This is a genomic window from Nonomuraea mangrovi (assembly GCF_042681425.1).
Taxonomy (GTDB): Bacteria; Actinomycetota; Actinomycetes; order Streptosporangiales; family Streptosporangiaceae; genus Nonomuraea; species Nonomuraea mangrovi.
The window spans coordinates 1-14233 of record NZ_JBHUFV010000095.1; the positions used below are offsets into that span (position 1 = coordinate 1).

General features: G+C 70.5%; 15 protein-coding genes. 6 read left to right on the top strand and 9 right to left on the bottom strand.

Annotated features, from left to right (window positions below; genetic code table 11):
- Positions 1-57: 57 nt before the first annotated feature.
- The 3 genes from ACFSKW_RS50450 to ACFSKW_RS50460 form a co-directional block, all read right to left on the bottom strand.
- Positions 58-303, bottom strand: coding sequence for an Ada metal-binding domain-containing protein (locus ACFSKW_RS50450; protein ID WP_379582237.1), 246 nt, complete (start codon positions 301-303; stop codon positions 58-60).
- Positions 303-1013, bottom strand: coding sequence for a 2OG-Fe(II) oxygenase (locus ACFSKW_RS50455; RefSeq protein ID WP_379582239.1), 711 nt, complete (start codon positions 1011-1013; stop codon positions 303-305). The genes ACFSKW_RS50450 and ACFSKW_RS50455 overlap by 1 nt, the downstream gene beginning before the upstream one ends.
- A gap of 121 nt (positions 1014-1134) precedes the next feature.
- Positions 1135-1635, bottom strand: coding sequence for a methylated-DNA--[protein]-cysteine S-methyltransferase (locus ACFSKW_RS50460; protein ID WP_379582241.1), 501 nt, complete (start codon positions 1633-1635; stop codon positions 1135-1137).
- 902 nt (positions 1636-2537) lie between these two features.
- Between ACFSKW_RS50460 and ACFSKW_RS50465 the strand changes: the two genes are divergently transcribed.
- A complete protein-coding gene (locus ACFSKW_RS50465) occupies positions 2538-3464 on the top strand; it encodes a glucosyl-3-phosphoglycerate synthase (RefSeq protein ID WP_379582243.1) in 927 nt (308 codons plus the stop codon).
- 509 nt (positions 3465-3973) lie between these two features.
- Complete coding sequence (locus ACFSKW_RS50470; protein ID WP_379582245.1) at positions 3974-4570, top strand: class I SAM-dependent methyltransferase; 597 nt, start codon at positions 3974-3976, stop codon at positions 4568-4570.
- A gap of 198 nt (positions 4571-4768) precedes the next feature.
- Here the strand turns inward: ACFSKW_RS50470 and ACFSKW_RS50475 are convergent, their stop codons facing one another.
- Positions 4769-5344 (bottom strand): TetR/AcrR family transcriptional regulator, encoded by a 576-nt coding sequence (locus tag ACFSKW_RS50475; RefSeq protein WP_379582247.1) that lies wholly within the window; start codon positions 5342-5344, stop codon positions 4769-4771.
- Positions 5345-5413: 69 nt separating this feature from the next.
- Between ACFSKW_RS50475 and ACFSKW_RS50480 the strand changes: the two genes are divergently transcribed.
- Positions 5414-6589 carry an MFS transporter gene (locus ACFSKW_RS50480; RefSeq protein ID WP_379582249.1) on the top strand — a complete coding sequence of 392 codons (1176 nt, stop codon included), beginning with the start codon at positions 5414-5416 and terminating at the stop codon, positions 6587-6589.
- A 79-nt stretch (positions 6590-6668) separates the two neighbouring features.
- Here ACFSKW_RS50480 and ACFSKW_RS50485 read toward each other — a convergent pair whose 3' ends face one another.
- From ACFSKW_RS50485 to ACFSKW_RS50495, 3 genes are read right to left on the bottom strand one after another with little or no spacing between them, the layout of a single operon-like run.
- Positions 6669-6932 (bottom strand): hypothetical protein, encoded by a 264-nt coding sequence (locus tag ACFSKW_RS50485; RefSeq protein ID WP_379582251.1) that lies wholly within the window; start codon positions 6930-6932, stop codon positions 6669-6671.
- A gap of 2 nt (positions 6933-6934) precedes the next feature.
- On the bottom strand, positions 6935-7411 hold the full coding sequence (locus tag ACFSKW_RS50490; protein ID WP_379582253.1) for a hypothetical protein: 477 nt from the start codon (positions 7409-7411) through the stop codon (positions 6935-6937).
- Positions 7408-8079, bottom strand: a complete 672-nt coding sequence (locus ACFSKW_RS50495; RefSeq protein ID WP_379582255.1) for a DJ-1/PfpI family protein — start codon at positions 8077-8079, stop codon at positions 7408-7410. Before ACFSKW_RS50495 ends, ACFSKW_RS50490 begins: the two co-directional genes overlap by 4 nt.
- Positions 8080-8255: 176 nt before the next feature.
- On the opposite strand from ACFSKW_RS50495, the gene ACFSKW_RS50500 reads away from it, so the two are divergent.
- Complete coding sequence (locus tag ACFSKW_RS50500) at positions 8256-9194, top strand: GlxA family transcriptional regulator (protein WP_379582257.1); 939 nt, start codon at positions 8256-8258, stop codon at positions 9192-9194.
- 505 nt (positions 9195-9699) lie between these two features.
- The gene (locus tag ACFSKW_RS50505) at positions 9700-10911 is read left to right on the top strand and encodes an acyl-CoA dehydrogenase family protein (protein ID WP_379582259.1); all 1212 of its coding nucleotides are present in this window, start codon (positions 9700-9702) and stop codon (positions 10909-10911) included.
- A 467-nt stretch (positions 10912-11378) separates the two neighbouring features.
- Here the strand turns inward: ACFSKW_RS50505 and ACFSKW_RS50510 are convergent, their stop codons facing one another.
- Positions 11379-11651 carry a hypothetical protein gene (locus ACFSKW_RS50510; RefSeq protein ID WP_379582261.1) on the bottom strand — a complete coding sequence of 91 codons (273 nt, stop codon included), beginning with the start codon at positions 11649-11651 and terminating at the stop codon, positions 11379-11381.
- A 54-nt stretch (positions 11652-11705) separates the two neighbouring features.
- Here ACFSKW_RS50510 and ACFSKW_RS50515 point away from each other — a divergent pair, with 54 nt between their 5' ends.
- A complete protein-coding gene (locus ACFSKW_RS50515; protein WP_379582263.1) occupies positions 11706-12014 on the top strand; it encodes a hypothetical protein in 309 nt (102 codons plus the stop codon).
- 77 nt (positions 12015-12091) lie between these two features.
- Here ACFSKW_RS50515 and ACFSKW_RS50520 read toward each other — a convergent pair whose 3' ends face one another.
- Positions 12092-14224 (bottom strand): hypothetical protein, encoded by a 2133-nt coding sequence (locus tag ACFSKW_RS50520; protein ID WP_379582264.1) that lies wholly within the window; start codon positions 14222-14224, stop codon positions 12092-12094.
- Positions 14225-14233: the final 9 nt, after the last annotated feature.

Below are 14233 nucleotides of genomic sequence, written 5' to 3' on the forward strand. Positions count from 1 at the left end.
CGTCACCATCGCTTCCCTCATGCTGTGGCTCCGCCAAACCGAATTATCAGACAGGCCTTAGCGCGCCCTCCAGGCCAGATACCGCGCGGGAAGGCAGATCGAGCACGGGCGGTATCCCGCCGCGACGGCCGTGGCCTCATCGGCGAAGAACACCCGGTGCCGCACGTAGCCGCCCCTGGCGATCGCCCGCAGCGCCGAAGGGCAGTCCAGGCGCCCGTACAGGCGGCCGCCGCGGTGCCCGCCCAGCGCGCCGGGAGTCTCGCTCCGGTACGGCCTGCCGTCCCCGCCGGTCAGCGTGAACATCAGGCCGCGTCGTGGAAGACCAGGCCGAGCGTGTGCCGCAGGCCACGCCTCACCGTGCTGACACCGTGCCTGACCGGTGAGGCCGACCAGCCGCGCGAGGAACGCACCGGCCGGTCCCTGGTCGTGAAGATCAGCCCGTGCCCCTGCGGCAGCAACGTCACCGTGCCCCGCGACTGCGCCCTCGGCCGCTGCTCGACCAGCAGGAACTCCCCGCCGTCGTAGTCCGCGCCCGGCTCGTTCAAGCCGACCACGACCTGCAGGGGGAACACCAGATCCCCGTACAGGTCGCGGTGCAGCGCGTTCCAGTCGCCGTCCCTGTAGCGCAGCAGGATCGGGGTGGACTTCCGCTGCCCCGCCCTGTGACACATCTCCAGCCACTCGGCCAGCGTGTCAGGCCACGGCGCCGGGCGGCCGAGCCTGGCCGCCCAGCCCCTGGCGATCGGCAGCAGCCTGGGGTAGAACGCTTGCCGCAACTCCTGCACCAGATCGGGGAACGGCCGGTCGAAGTAGCGGTACTGGCCCCTGCCGAACCGGTAGCGCTCCATGTCGATCGTCGACCGGAAGCGCGCCACCTCGTCGTACAGGCCGGCGATCTCGCGGCACTCGGCGGCGGTGAGGATCGGCCCGGTCAGCGCGCAACCATGGGCGTCCATCTCCTCGGCCAGGCCGGCCCAGTCGGCCTTCTCCACCCGCTCGGATGGCTTGGACATGATGCTTCTCCTTCATCTCGGGCATATCCGGCGTGCCGGCTCAGTGCCCTGTGCCGGCTCGGTGCCCCGTTCTCGGTGCCCCGTTCTCGGTGCTCTGTCCGGCTCGGTGCTCTGTGCCGGTTCAGACGAACAGCGGCTGCAGCGCGCCCTCGTGAGTCAGCAGGAACCGCTTGCGCTCCACGCCGCCCGCGTAGCCGGTCAGCGACCCGCTCGCGCCGATCACCCGGTGACACGGCCTGACAATCAGCAGCGGGTTGGCGCCGATCGCCCCTCCCACCGCGCGGATCCGGTCGCGCGGGACTTCGAGCTGCTCGGCGAGCCTGCCGTATGTGGTCGTCACGCCGTACGGCAGGCCGTCCAGCGCCGCCCACACGCGTTCCTGGAACGCGGTGCCGCGCCGGACCAAGTCCAGCTCGAACCCGGTGCGCTCGCCTGCGAAGTACTCGCTGAGCTGACGCTCCACCTCGGCGAACGCCTCCCGGTCCGGCTCGCCCTCCCTGGCGGCCCCCATGTCGGTGAACGACACGGACACCAGGGCGAGCCCGCCTCTCGCCGTCTCCGACCTCTCCCCGACCAGCAGCAACTCGCCGGCGGGGCTGTCGAACGTGGTGTAGATGCTCATGGTCCGCACCTCCTTCGTGGTGTCTTCGTTGTGTAGAACACCGGAAGGCACCGAACGGTTCAGCGGTTTTCGGACGTCGTGCTGCGCGACTCCCGCACCGGCCGCGCACGACCAGGGAACCCGCCTCATGAAGGTCCTTCCAGCCTGCCCCGGACCCGCCACCGGGCCCCTTCCCCCGGACCCGCCACCGGGCCGCCCCCTGGCCTGGACCCCCCGGACACGCTCACTGACCCTCCGCCGGGCACGCCGCCGGACCGGTCCCGGACTAGCCGCCGGACCGTCCTCGGACCGGCCTCTGGACTGCCCCCGGGCACGCTTACGGACCCTCCGCCACGCATGCTGGCGGACCGGCCCCCCGGACTAGCCGCCGGACCGTCCCCGGACTGCCGGCCGGACCCGTCCCCGGACCGGCCCTGGACTGGCCCCGGGCACGCCCTCGGACCCTCCGCGGGGCACGTCCGGGCCCGCCTTCGAACGCGCCGCCGGACCCCTCGCCGGATACGCCCAAGGATCTGCCCTCGGAGCCTCTGCCGGGCACGCCCTCGGACCTGCCGCAGGGCGGCCCCGGACCCCGCCGGATACGCCCGGGGATTTGCCCTCGGGACCTCTACCGGGCACGGACCTGCCGCAGGACCGGCCCCCGGACCCCTCGTGGGGGACGCCTACGGACCTGCCTTCGGACCCACCAGAGGGCCGCTGCCTGGACCCGGTGTAGGACCGGCCCCGGACCCGCCGCCGGACCCGCTTGGGCCCGGCGTAGGACCGGCGTCCGAGACTCGGCGCCGGGCCTGTCCCGGACCCCGTCGCCGGGGACGCCCTCCGGGCATGGCGCACCCGTCGTCCGGTCACCCCGGCCCGGGACTCTAAGCTGATGACCGGTGACAATGACGGGGGAGGGGTCTGTGCTGCCTGAGGTAGAGGCGTGGCTGCGGAGCCGTACGTCCTCGGTCGCCGACTGGCCCCTCGACGCGCTGCTCGAACGGAAGGGCGCCACCACGATCAGCGTCGTCCTGCCCGCGCGCGACGAACGTGAGACCGTTGGCGAGATCGTGAGCGTGATCAGGCACGAGCTGCACGCCCTGGTCGACGAGGTGGTCGTCATCGACTCCCGCTCGACCGACGACACCGCGGCCGTGGCGGGACGAGCGGGCGCGGCCGTCCACGCCCAGGACGAGATCCTCCCCGACCTCAAACCCCTCGACGGCAAGGGCGAGGCGCTGTGGAAGTCGCTGGCGGTGACCTCAGGCGAGCTGCTGACCTTCATCGACGCCGACCTGCGCGACTTCCGAGCCTCCATGGTGACAGGACTACTCGGCCCACTGCTGTCCGATCCGTCCGTGGCCTACGTCAAGGGCAGCTACGACCGCCCCCTGCTGGACGCCCCCACCGGCGGCGGAAGAGTGACAGAACTGGTGGCCCGCCCTCTCATCAACCTGCACTGGCCCGAACTTGCGGGCTTCGTCCAGCCGCTGGCGGGGGAGTACGCGGGACGCCGCTCCGCGCTCGAACGCGTCCCCTTCCTCACCGGCTACGGGGTCGAACTCGGCCTGCTCCTCGACCTGCACTCCATGGCGGGCCTCGACGCGCTGGCCCAGGTCGACCTGGGCTCCCGAGAGCACTCCCACCAGTCCACCGAGGCCCTCGGCGCCATGGCAGGGCAGATCATGCTGGCCGCCTGGTCCCGCCTGGAACGGCAGGGCAAGATGATCCCCCTCCACGAGCCTTCGGTGTGTCTTGCGCAGTTCCACCGGACGGAGACCGGCCACCAGGTGCTGGCGAGAAACGTCTCGATCGCCGAACGCCCGCCCATGATCACCCTGATGAACTGACCGCCGGGCCCGCATGCTCGGTGCCCTTTCCACTGAACTGACCGCCGGGCCCGCACGCTCGGTGCCCTTTCCACCGCTGTGCACTCACCGAAGGGCGGCCCGCACCGCCCCGGACACCGCCGGCGAGCCGTCCAAGACGCGGCGCGCACCACACCTGGCCACGCCCGCCGCTCCGTTACACCCCGCCCGGTCTCACGCTCATGAGCCGCTTCCAACCGAACCATCACTGGTCCACCAGCGCCCCCGCGGATCGTGCGCGAGTGGCGTCCGAGGGTCGCGTCTGGGGGTGGCGTCTGGGGGTGGCGTCCGAGGGTCGTGTCCGGGGGTCCGCGTTCGCGGGCCGAGTCTGGGGGTGGCGTCCGAGGGTCGTGTCCGGTGGTCGCGTCCTCGGGTCCGCGTCTACCGGTCGCGCCGCCCAGGCGGGCCAAGCGCGGGCGGCGTGGATGACGCGGATGGCGCGGATGGGGCCAAGGTGCCGGGCATGCGGGCGAGCCGTACAGAATGGGCGCATGAGCAGATGGAACGAGCTGACCGGCGGAACCCTGGGCGAGACCTACGACAGCCGGTTCGCCGCGCTGGCCGCCGGCGGTACCGACGTCCATGGTGAGGCTCGTTTCTGCGCCGCCCTCGTCCCGCCGGGATCGCGGGTCCTCGACGCGGGGTGCGGCACCGGCAGGGTGGCGATCTGGCTGGCCGAGCAGGGCTACGACGTGGTGGGCGTCGACCTGGACGCCTCGATGCTCGCCGTCGCCGAACAGCGCGCCCCCGGCCTGACCTGGATCGAGGGCGACCTCGCCGACCTCGACCTCGACCTCGCAGGCTCCTTCGACCTCGTCGTCGCGGCAGGCAACGTGATCCCGCTGCTCGCCGAAGGCACCGAGCCGCAGACCATCCGGAACCTCGCGAACGCGCTCACACCGGCAGGCGTCCTGGTGGCCGGTTTCGGGCTCGACGCCGGACATCTGCCGGTGCGACCGACCTTCACGCTCGACGACTACGACGCCTGGTGCGCGGCGGTGGGCCTGCGGCTGGACGAGCGCTTCGCCACCTGGGACGGCGAGCCGTACCGGAACGGGGGCTACGCCGTCAGCGTCCACCGCCGCTGACCGGTCAATCGCACCCCTCTGGTCAGTCGCCCCAGGTCAGGCGTCCCCTTCGGTCGTGGCACCGCCCTCGGGGCAGGTGCCCGGCTTCGGGTCAGCCGCCGCAGCTCGGATCACGCCGCGCTTGGGTCAGGCCACGTGCTGGGCTCAGGTCACGTGCTGGGTTCAGGTCACGTGCTGGGCTCAGGTCACGTGCTGGGTTCAGGCGCCGCCTTTGAGGGCGGCGGCGACGAAGGCGGCGATCTGGTCGCGTCCTGCCTCCGCGTCGTCCGCGTCGTCGCCCAGGATGATGCGTCCGAGCTGTGTCATCATCGACGGCCACAGGGCCAGTCCGGTCAGCGTGAACAGCAGCCGCGCCACCTCGGGCGAGGCCTCCCTGCCCAGCCCCTCGGCCAGCGATGAGGTCTTGCGGCCGCAGCGCGCCACCCGTGTCTCGAAGCCCGGCAGTTCGGGGCCGCGGAAGTTCAGCGCCTCCCACATCAGCAGCCGTACCAGGTCAGGGTGCTCCCGGTAGTAGTCGGTCAACTTGGCCACGTACTCGACAGGGTCGCTCGGCAACGAGATCCGCTCGGTGAGGTCGTTGAGCGCGTCGCCGACCACGGCGTCGAAGAGATCTGTCTTCGTCCCGAAGTGGCCGTAGATGCGCTCCTTGTTGACGCCCGCCCGTTCGGCGATGCGGTCGACGCGTGCTCCGGCCAGGCCGTACGCGGCGAACTCCTCCCGCGCGGCCTTCAGTAGCGCGGCGCGGGTGGCGGCGGTCGAGTCCTTCGTTGCCATATCTCGCATCTTACAGCCACCAACTAGTTGGTTGACATCCAACTAGTTGGTTGGCTACGGTCCGACCACATGAGCACCTTGACGTTGAATCGTCCTGCCGCCTTTGCTCCCACCCTGACGGTTTTCGTGCTGACCGCCCTGCTCGTCAGCGGCCAGCTGTACGTGGTGATCCCGCTCCTGCATGACATGGCGCTCGGTTGGCATTCCGATCAGGGCGCGCTGACGTGGCTGGTCACCGCCTTCGCCATCGGCTACGGCCTGGGCTTCCTGCTGTTCGGTCCGCTTTCCGATCAGTACGGCAGGCGGCGGCTCCTGCTGATCGGCATGCCCGTCGCCGCAGTCGCGACCGCGCTGGTGGCCGTCAGCCCGAACCCCGCCGTCGCCATCGCCCTGCGCCTCGTCCAGGGCGTCGCCGTCGCGACCTTCCCGCCGGCGGGCATGGCCTACCTGAGCGAGAGCGTCGAGCCCCGCCGCCGGGTGGTGGCGATCAGCGCGATCACCGGCGCCTTCCTCGCCTCCGCCGTACTGCTGCAGGTCGTCGGCCAGCTCACGGTCGACGTGCTCGGCTGGCGGGGCCTGTTCGTCCTCTCGGCGGCGGGCTTCGTCGGAGCGGCGTTCGCGCTGCGCGCCGTCATGGTCCCTGACGTGCGGCGCGAGCGGACCGCCTCATTCCTGTCGGTCTACCGGGCAGTGCCGTCACTGCTGGTGAAGCCCGCTTTGGCGCTGCGCTACGTGGCCGTCCTCGTCCTGCTCGGCGGCTTCGTCGCCGTCTACACGGGGCTGCAGCTCTCGGGCATCGTCACCTCGTCCACCGAGATGCTCGGCATGCGCGCCGGCGGTCTCCCCTCGATCCTGCTGGTCCCGCTGCTCACGCCCTGGCTCGCCCGCCTGAGCGCGCCCGTTCGTGCGGTCGTCTTCCTGGGGCTGGCCGCCGTTGTGCTCGCGGCCATCGGCGTGACCGTCCCCGGCGCGGTCGGCCTGGCCGTCCTGCTCGCCCTCTACGTCGCGGCGATCACGGCGGGCCTGCCCGCGCTGAACGAGTCCATCGCCATGCTCGCCGAAGGTTCGCGCGGCACCGCACTGGCGCTCTTCTCCTTCTTCCTGGCCGTCGGCAGCAGCCTCGGCCCGCTGGCCGCCGCCGCGTTCCCCGGCTTCGACCTGCTGATGTACGGCCTGGCGGGCGCGATGGTCATCGGGGCGCTCGCCGTACTGGCCTCCCGGGCCGTGACATCACGCCGCCGCTGAGCACGAGGTCGGTCGGCCGGAGCCGCCCACCGCCTCGTCGGGTTCGACGGGGTCCTGGGCGGCTCCGCGTGCGGGGACGCTATTCGGCGGCGCCTCCCCGGGCGGCCGTCTCCATGCTTCTGATGGAGAGCCAACCGCCGATGCCCGGCAGGAAGGCCAGCAGCCTGGCCCTTCGACCGGCGGAGGGCAGTCGGAGGACGCCGATGACGACGACGAGGTAGGCGCAGCCGTGAAGAGGGCCGAGCAGGGAGGAGATCTCCCGGATGTGGGCGGTGGCGAGGTTGGCCAGCATGAGGACCAGGCTGATCACTTCCGTGTACGCGGCCGCGCGAACGTAGGTCATGCTCATGCTCCCGTGCTCGAACCCGGCCTGACGATCATCAGGATGGTGACCGTGACCCACAGAAGGTTGAAGACGCCGGCCGACATGGCCAGCCCGGCACCTGGCGGGATCCCGTCGACCGCGCCTGTCTGGCCAGGCGAGGCCACCTGGATGAGATCGAGGGCGGCTCGCTGTCCCGGCAGGACCATCAGGATGAGGACGGCGGCGGCGACCGCCGTCAGCACGATCGACACGATCAGCCACGCGTCGCCGAGCACGCCCATGCTGCTGGCCGTGGCGAACCCGAACACCGGCACCGCCATGCCCACGCCCGCGTAGACCCGGCAGATCCGGTGGAGGACGCGCAGGGTGGTGGCCGACTCGTCCGAGATGGCGTGGGCCCGCCGCAGGATCCTGGGAAACATGCTCGCCGCCACCGCGACAGGTCCGACGGCGACGACCGCCGCCACGACGTGAAGTGAGAGGAGGAGCTTGGTCACGCGCGCCCGCCCGTGACCTCGAGCCCCACCGGCGCATGCCCTTCCTCGCGCCAGACGACTCCCCGCCGCTCATGGGCGAACAACTCCTCGACGGCGTGCGCGATCCGCGGGCCGAGCTCGCGTTCGAGCAGGTAGAGCCCGAGATCCAGGCCCGAGGTGACGCCCGCGCCCGTCACGAGGTCGCCGTCGTCGACGACCCGTGCCCTGACCGCGATCGCGCCCGTCGCGTCCAGGGCCTCCATGCCGAGATGGTGGGTGGTGGCCCGGCGGCCCTCGATCAGCCCCGCCATCGCCAGCAGGAGGGAACCGCCGCAGACGGTGGCGACGGTGCGCCCTGGCCGGTCCATGACGGCCTTGAGCAGGGCGGGAAGGCCCGTGTGGAGGGTACGGCCGAGCCGTACCAGGACACTCTGCTCGCTGTCGGAGTCGGTCAGATCGCCCGCTGCCCCCGGAACCACGACAAGGTCGGCTCTGTCCGGATCGAGCACGGCCGTCGCTCTGAGCGCGAGGCCCTCGACCCCGCTGGGCACCTCGCGCGGTCCCTCGGCGGTGGCGAGCTCGACGGTCACTGCGCCGCCCGAGGCCACGCCGCCGGCCTGCAGGACCTCGTACGGCGCGACGGCATCCAGCGGATCGAAACCGTCGAAGAGAACTATCTGGGCATGCATGACGGCATTCCATTTCATGTTTCGTGCGAAGGGTCACCGACGCTACGCGGCGTTCTCGAGCCGGCCCAGTGGCTGAATCGCCACCTTTCAACGGGATATCGCCAGCGGCACAGCCAGTCCATGCCGGTCGGCGACGCGAAGTTGGCGAGAAGTGGCGCTCGGCCTACGTTATGGCCATGCACACGGTGGCGATTCTCGCGCTGGACCAGGTGATTCCCTTCGACCTGTCCACGCCTGTCGAGGTGTTCGGCCGCACCAGGCTGCCCGACGGGCGGTCCGGGTACAGGGTCCGCGTCTGCGCAGGCTCCCCCTCGGTCGACGCGGGGTTGTTCACCATCCAGGCGCGGTGGGGGCTGGACGCGCTCGCCGACGCGGACACGATCATCGTGCCCGGCGTCGCCGACGTGTCCCGCAGGCCGCCGCCCGAGGTGCTCGACGCGCTCAGGTCGGCGGCCGAGGCCGGCACGCGGATCGCCTCCATCTGCATCGGCACGTTCACACTCGCGGCCGCCGGACTCCTCAGCGGCCTGCGCGCGACCACCCACTGGCTGGCCGCGCCCCAGCTCGCCGCGACCTACCCCGACATCGCGGTCGACCCCGACGTCCTCTACGTCGACAACGGGCAGATCCTCACCTCGGCAGGCGCGGCGGCGGGGCTGGACCTGTGCCTCCACCTGATCCGCCGCGACTACGGCTCGGCCGTGGCGGCCGATGCGGCCAGGCTGTCGGTCATGCCGCTCGAACGTGAAGGCGGGCAGGCGCAGTTCATCGTCCACGAGCAGCCGCCCGCGCCCAAGGGCTCGGCTCTGGAGCCCGTGATGCGGTGGATGGAGGAGAACGCGGGCCGTGAGCTGACCCTCCACGCGATCGCGGAACAGGCGGGGACGAGCACCCGCACGGTGATGCGGCGCTTCCGCGAGCAGACCGGGACGAGCCCGCTGCAATGGCTGCACAGAGTCCGGGTACGGCAGGCCCAGCATCTGCTGGAGACGACGGGACACTCGGTGGAGCGGATCGCCTTCCGGGTGGGATTCGGCTCGGCGACGGCCTTCCGCGAACGGTTCAAGAAGGTGACCGGAGTCAGCCCCCAGGCCTACCGCCGCACCTTCCAGTGACCTGCGCGCGTCCGTGACCTGAACCCACGCCCCGCCTTCGCCCCCGTATCCACGCTCACCTCGTGACGGACGGTTCGACCACTCCCGCCTTGGCCGTCGTGCGCGTTTCTCGTGGATCCTCGACCAGCCGCCTTCACGCCTGCCCGCGACGGCCAGGGACGCCGCGACCGTGTATCTGCGCCCGCCTGCTCGTTCGCCGGCCCGTCTGTGTGTTCGGCGGTCTGTCTGTTCGTCTACCCGCCGGCCCGCGCGCTCATCTGCCCGCATGCCCGCTTGCCTGCTTGCTCGTTTGGCCGCATGCCCGCTTGCTCGCATGCCCACGTGGCCGCATTCTCGCCTGACCCGCTTGGTTCGCTCTGCTCGTCCTCGGCTTGGCTGCTCGCCGCCACCCCGCCGGAGTGTGGCGGCTTCGCCGTACAGAGGAGTAGTGTCGGCAGCTGTTACCACCGGTAACGTCCGCTGGGGCGCAGGCCGGAAATATCATCATGTGAGCGGGAGTAGCGGTATGAGCGGCTTCTGTCCAGAACCCAGCACCGAGGTCCTCGACGTGCGCAACTGGGTCCACGCATTCGCCCGCGACGTCATCCGTCCCGCCGGCGCCGAATGGGACGAACGCGAAGAGACCCCCTGGCCCGTCATCCAGGAAGCCGCCAAGATCGGCCTGTACTCCCTCGACTTCTTCGCCACCCAATGGTTCGAGCAGAGCGGCCTGGCCCTGCCCGTGGCGTTCGAGGAGATCTTCTGGGGCGACGCGGGCATCGGACTGTCCATCGTCGGCACCGGACTGGCCGCCGCCGCCGTCTCCTCCGGCGGTACCCAGGAGCAGGTGGGGGAGTGGCTGCCCCAGATGTTCGGTACGGAGAACGACGTCAAGCTCGGTGCCTACTGCGCCTCCGAGCCCGACGCCGGATCCGACGTCGGCGCCATCCGCACGCGTGCCGTACAGGACCCTTCCGGAGACTGGATCCTGAACGGCGTCAAGACCTGGGCCACCAACGGCGGCATCGCCGACGTGCACGTGGTCGTCGCCTCCATCGACCCGGCGCTCGGCACCCGCGGCCAGGCGTCGTTCGTCGTCCCGCCGGGCACGCCCGGCCTGTCGATGGGGCAGAAGTTCCGCAAGCACGGCATTCGCGCCTCGCACACCGCCGAGGTCGTCCTCGACAACGTCCGTCTGCCCGCCTCGTGCCTGCTCGGCGGCCAGGACAAGCTCGACGCCCGCCTGGCACGCGTCCGCAGCGGCGAGCGAGCCGGGGAACAGGCGGCCATGCGCACCTTCGAGACGACCCGCCCGTCCGTCGCCGCCATGGCCGTCGGGATCGCCCGCGCCGGCTACGAGTACGCCCGCGACTACGCCCGAGAGCGCGAGCAGTTCGGCCGCAAGATCGGCGAGAACCAGGCGATCGCTTTCCTGCTCGCGGACATGGCGACCAGGGTGGACATCGCCCGGCTGCTGACGTGGCGCGCGGCGTGGATGGCCAGGAACGGCCGGCAGTTCGAACGCGCCGAGGGCTCGATGTGCAAACTGGTGGCGGGCGAGACGGCGGTGTGGGTGACCGAACAGGCGATCCAGGTCCTCGGTGGTGCGGGATACACACGCGAGCACCCGGTGGAGCGTTTCCACCGCGACGCCAAGATCTACACCATCTTCGAGGGCACGTCGGAGATCCAGCGCCTGATCATCGGCCGCGCCGTCACCGGCCTGCCCGTGCGGTGAGAACTTCGCAGGTCAGAGGGAGAGCGTGGCCGTCGGAAAGGTGTCGCGCCACGCCTCCTCTCGCCGACGGATCATCAGGCGTCAGACCTCAGTTCTGTCTCAGTTCTGCCTCAGGCGGCTCCGGGCCGGCGAGATCCAGGATGCCTTGGAGGACAAGAAGCGCCGTGATCGTGGTTGAGGCTTCGTACCGGTCAGACGGCTCGGCAAGGAACTCCCGCACCTCTGACGGCTTGATCGACCCCACCTTGCGCTCGCCGAACGCGACGTGGAGCCGGGTGCAACGACGCATAGCGGATGACGGAGGCGCTGGGTCGATGCTGGCGCGGGAAGCCAGCCAACGCTGTCCATGGGCGTCGAACTGGGCGATGCCGGCCGCCGGGTCGATGCACTCGCCCCGCGTGAGATTCGGTTAATCAGTCCGAGGGCGGCAGTTCGTCCCAACAAGGCAAGTCGGGGGCGTTTACATGTTACGTGGTGACGCGGGGGACGATCTGGGAGATGCGCTGGTGTGACAGGCCCAGCACGCTACCGATGTCGCGGGTGGTCCAACCCTGGTCGATGAGGGCGCGGGCGGCGTTGCGGACGGCGTCGCGCTCGGCCTGTTCGGCGTAGATGCGTGCGAGGCGAGCGGCTTTGACGTTCTTCAGCGCGTCTGCTGCTTCCGGGTCGGCGGGGGTGAAGTAAAAGCCGACGGTGTCGGGGTCGGGGTTGAGCTGGTCGGCGACCACGCGCTCGCCCACAGGCTGATTGACCGCTGGGGCACTCGGTACGAGCGCGACTGGACCTGGCAGTTCGTGGCCTGGCAATGGGGTCTCATCGCCGCCGAACTCGGCCGCCCCGGCCCTGAGTCGATGCTGGCGGAGCTGCTGCCGATCAGCGACCAGCTGGTGACGCTGGGCACCGGGTGCGTGTCATGGGGATCGATGCACGACGTGGTGGCCATGCTGCTACGGGCGACGGGGGACGTCGCGGGGGCGCGCCTGCATGCTCGCGTGGCCGTGGAGACGCACCGGCGACTGGGCCTGTCACACCTGGAACGCCGCAGTGGGACTGTCCTGCACCAGCTGGACGCCTTGTGCCATCGAGGCCGGCCAACGCGCTGAGCCCGAAGTCGCATGCCCGCTCGACAGCCGCTCGCCGTCGCGCGGCAGAGCTGGGAGCCGGCGGAGTTCGGATCGGATCAGGACAGGGACAGGCCGGCGGCATCGCTGGTGATCGTGTGTTCGACACCGTTGAAGAGGACTCCCGACAGCGTGGCGGTGATTCCCCGCGGAACCGCGGCGTCCTTCAGGCGAGGGCCGGTGCCGTCCGGGGTGTAGCCGAACAGATCACTGATGACGACGTCGGCGAACTTGCCGCCGCACAGGTTGTTGAAGACCTGCAGGCTGTCAGGTGATGCCAGGACGGCGGAGGAGCTGCCTTCGGACGTTCCATCGCCGGCCCGGAGCTGCTGGGCCTGGAGTTGGTGGGCCTGACCGAAGGGACCACGGCGGGTCACATTGGAGAATCTCCGCAGCAGCGCGAGGAAAGCGGGATAGTCGCCGAAGCGCGCGAAGGTCTGGGCGGTCAGCGCGGGCCAGGAATCGAACGCGCCCTCGGTGCCGTGGTCGGCACGGTCGACCGACGCCAGGGCGTCGTCGCGGGACAGCGCGCGCATCCAGTCCCCGGCCAGGAGTTCGGTGGCCACGAAGTCCTTCATGGCGGTCTTCTGCTCGACGGTCAGTGACGGGGCGAGCAGATTCCCCGCGATCACGAAGTCCACGACGGTCCGCACCGGCACGAGGGTGCCGTCCGCGTGCCGGCAACTCCACACCCCGCCGTTCCGGCTGTCGTAGAGCTCGAAGACGTCGGCGAGGAGGACGTCCGCCTCGCCTGTGAGGACGTCCGCGGTCTCGGGATCGCCGACCCGGCCGCACAGGTCCGCGACCTCCCGCATCATCCACACGTTGGCCGCGTTGAACGACGGCACCTGGTTGACGTAGTTCGGCAGGACTTCCAGAAGGTTGTGGTCCGCTCCGTAGTCGGCCAGGGACTGTCCCGTCCGCACGAGCTTCCGCCAGTGTGTGGCGATGCCTTTCAGCTGGGGCAGGACCGTGCTGATCTCCTCGTCGGCGACACCGCTGTAGTTGACGTAGTTGAGGATCGTCGTGAAGACAGTGAGGTCGTTGGCGCTGTACCACGGGCCGACCAGTCCGCCCTGGACGCAGTCCACGGCGTATCCGTCGTGGATCCCCTGGGTGAGCCAGTACATGGTCTGGGCTTTCATCACGGTGGGATCGAGCAGGGCTAGGACGACTGAGCAGTAGGAGGTGTCCCAGAAGTAGGTGACGGTGTTCGCCCACTCGGGAGCACCGGTGACGTAGACGCGGTCGAAGCCGTTGAAGCCGCCCGGCACCCGGCCCAGGACGTCGTTGAAGTCGGCGCCGAGATTGGTGCGCTCGCAGGCCAGGACCGACAGGACGCTCATGTAGTACAGCCGGCTGACGGCGTCGTCGTCAGTGGTCAGGACCGGCAGGGACCCCGAGTAGTGGGTGTTGCCGGGGGTGAAGGCGTCCTGCCAGCGCTTCTCCCACCCTGCGCGGACGGCGTCGAACGCCTGCTGGAACGATCCGGCGGTGGCATCGGCGTCGGCTAGGACGCCGACGCCGTCGGATACGGATGTCAGCGGGCTGCCGGTCGAGGTTTCGCCGAACGCCACGACAATGTCGATCGTCACGCTCCGCCCCGGCTCGACTTGCCATTCGGCGGTACCGCCGGCTCGCGCCGCGGTGAGGAGGGAGGGCGCGGGAGTGAGCGCCAGCACGGTCACCGCCGGGCTGCTCCCGTCGGAGATCACCAGGTTCGGACGGGCGAGCCGGGCTGTGAAGACGTGGCCGTCGGGGCGCGGCGGTTCCCAGTCCCACCCAGCGGTCGCTTTGGCGATCCGCGGATCGAGCCCGACCGACACGGTGGCCGCCGCCGGTGCCGTCGCGGGGTTCGCCGCCGTGAACCGGAGCAGCAGGCGATCGGCTTCGAAGGCGAGCCGGGCCGAGGTCAGGATCTCGACGCCGGCCGGCGTGAGCGCCCTGCGCGTGATCTCGTAGGCGGACCACTGGTACTCGTCGGCCGGGACGGGAACGCCGTCCACGGCCAACGCGCACCAGTCGCCGCCGTCGTCCAGATACGGCGCGAGAGTGAGGTTGCGAACCGCAAGCACGTTGTCCGCAGCTCCGACCCCGCCCCAGAAGTTGCTGGTCGCTGGGAGGTGAGCCACTCCCCGGCGCGGCAGCCATTCGCTCGCGAGCGTGTCCAGGCTCGGTGGTGTCTGCGGCACAGGACTCTC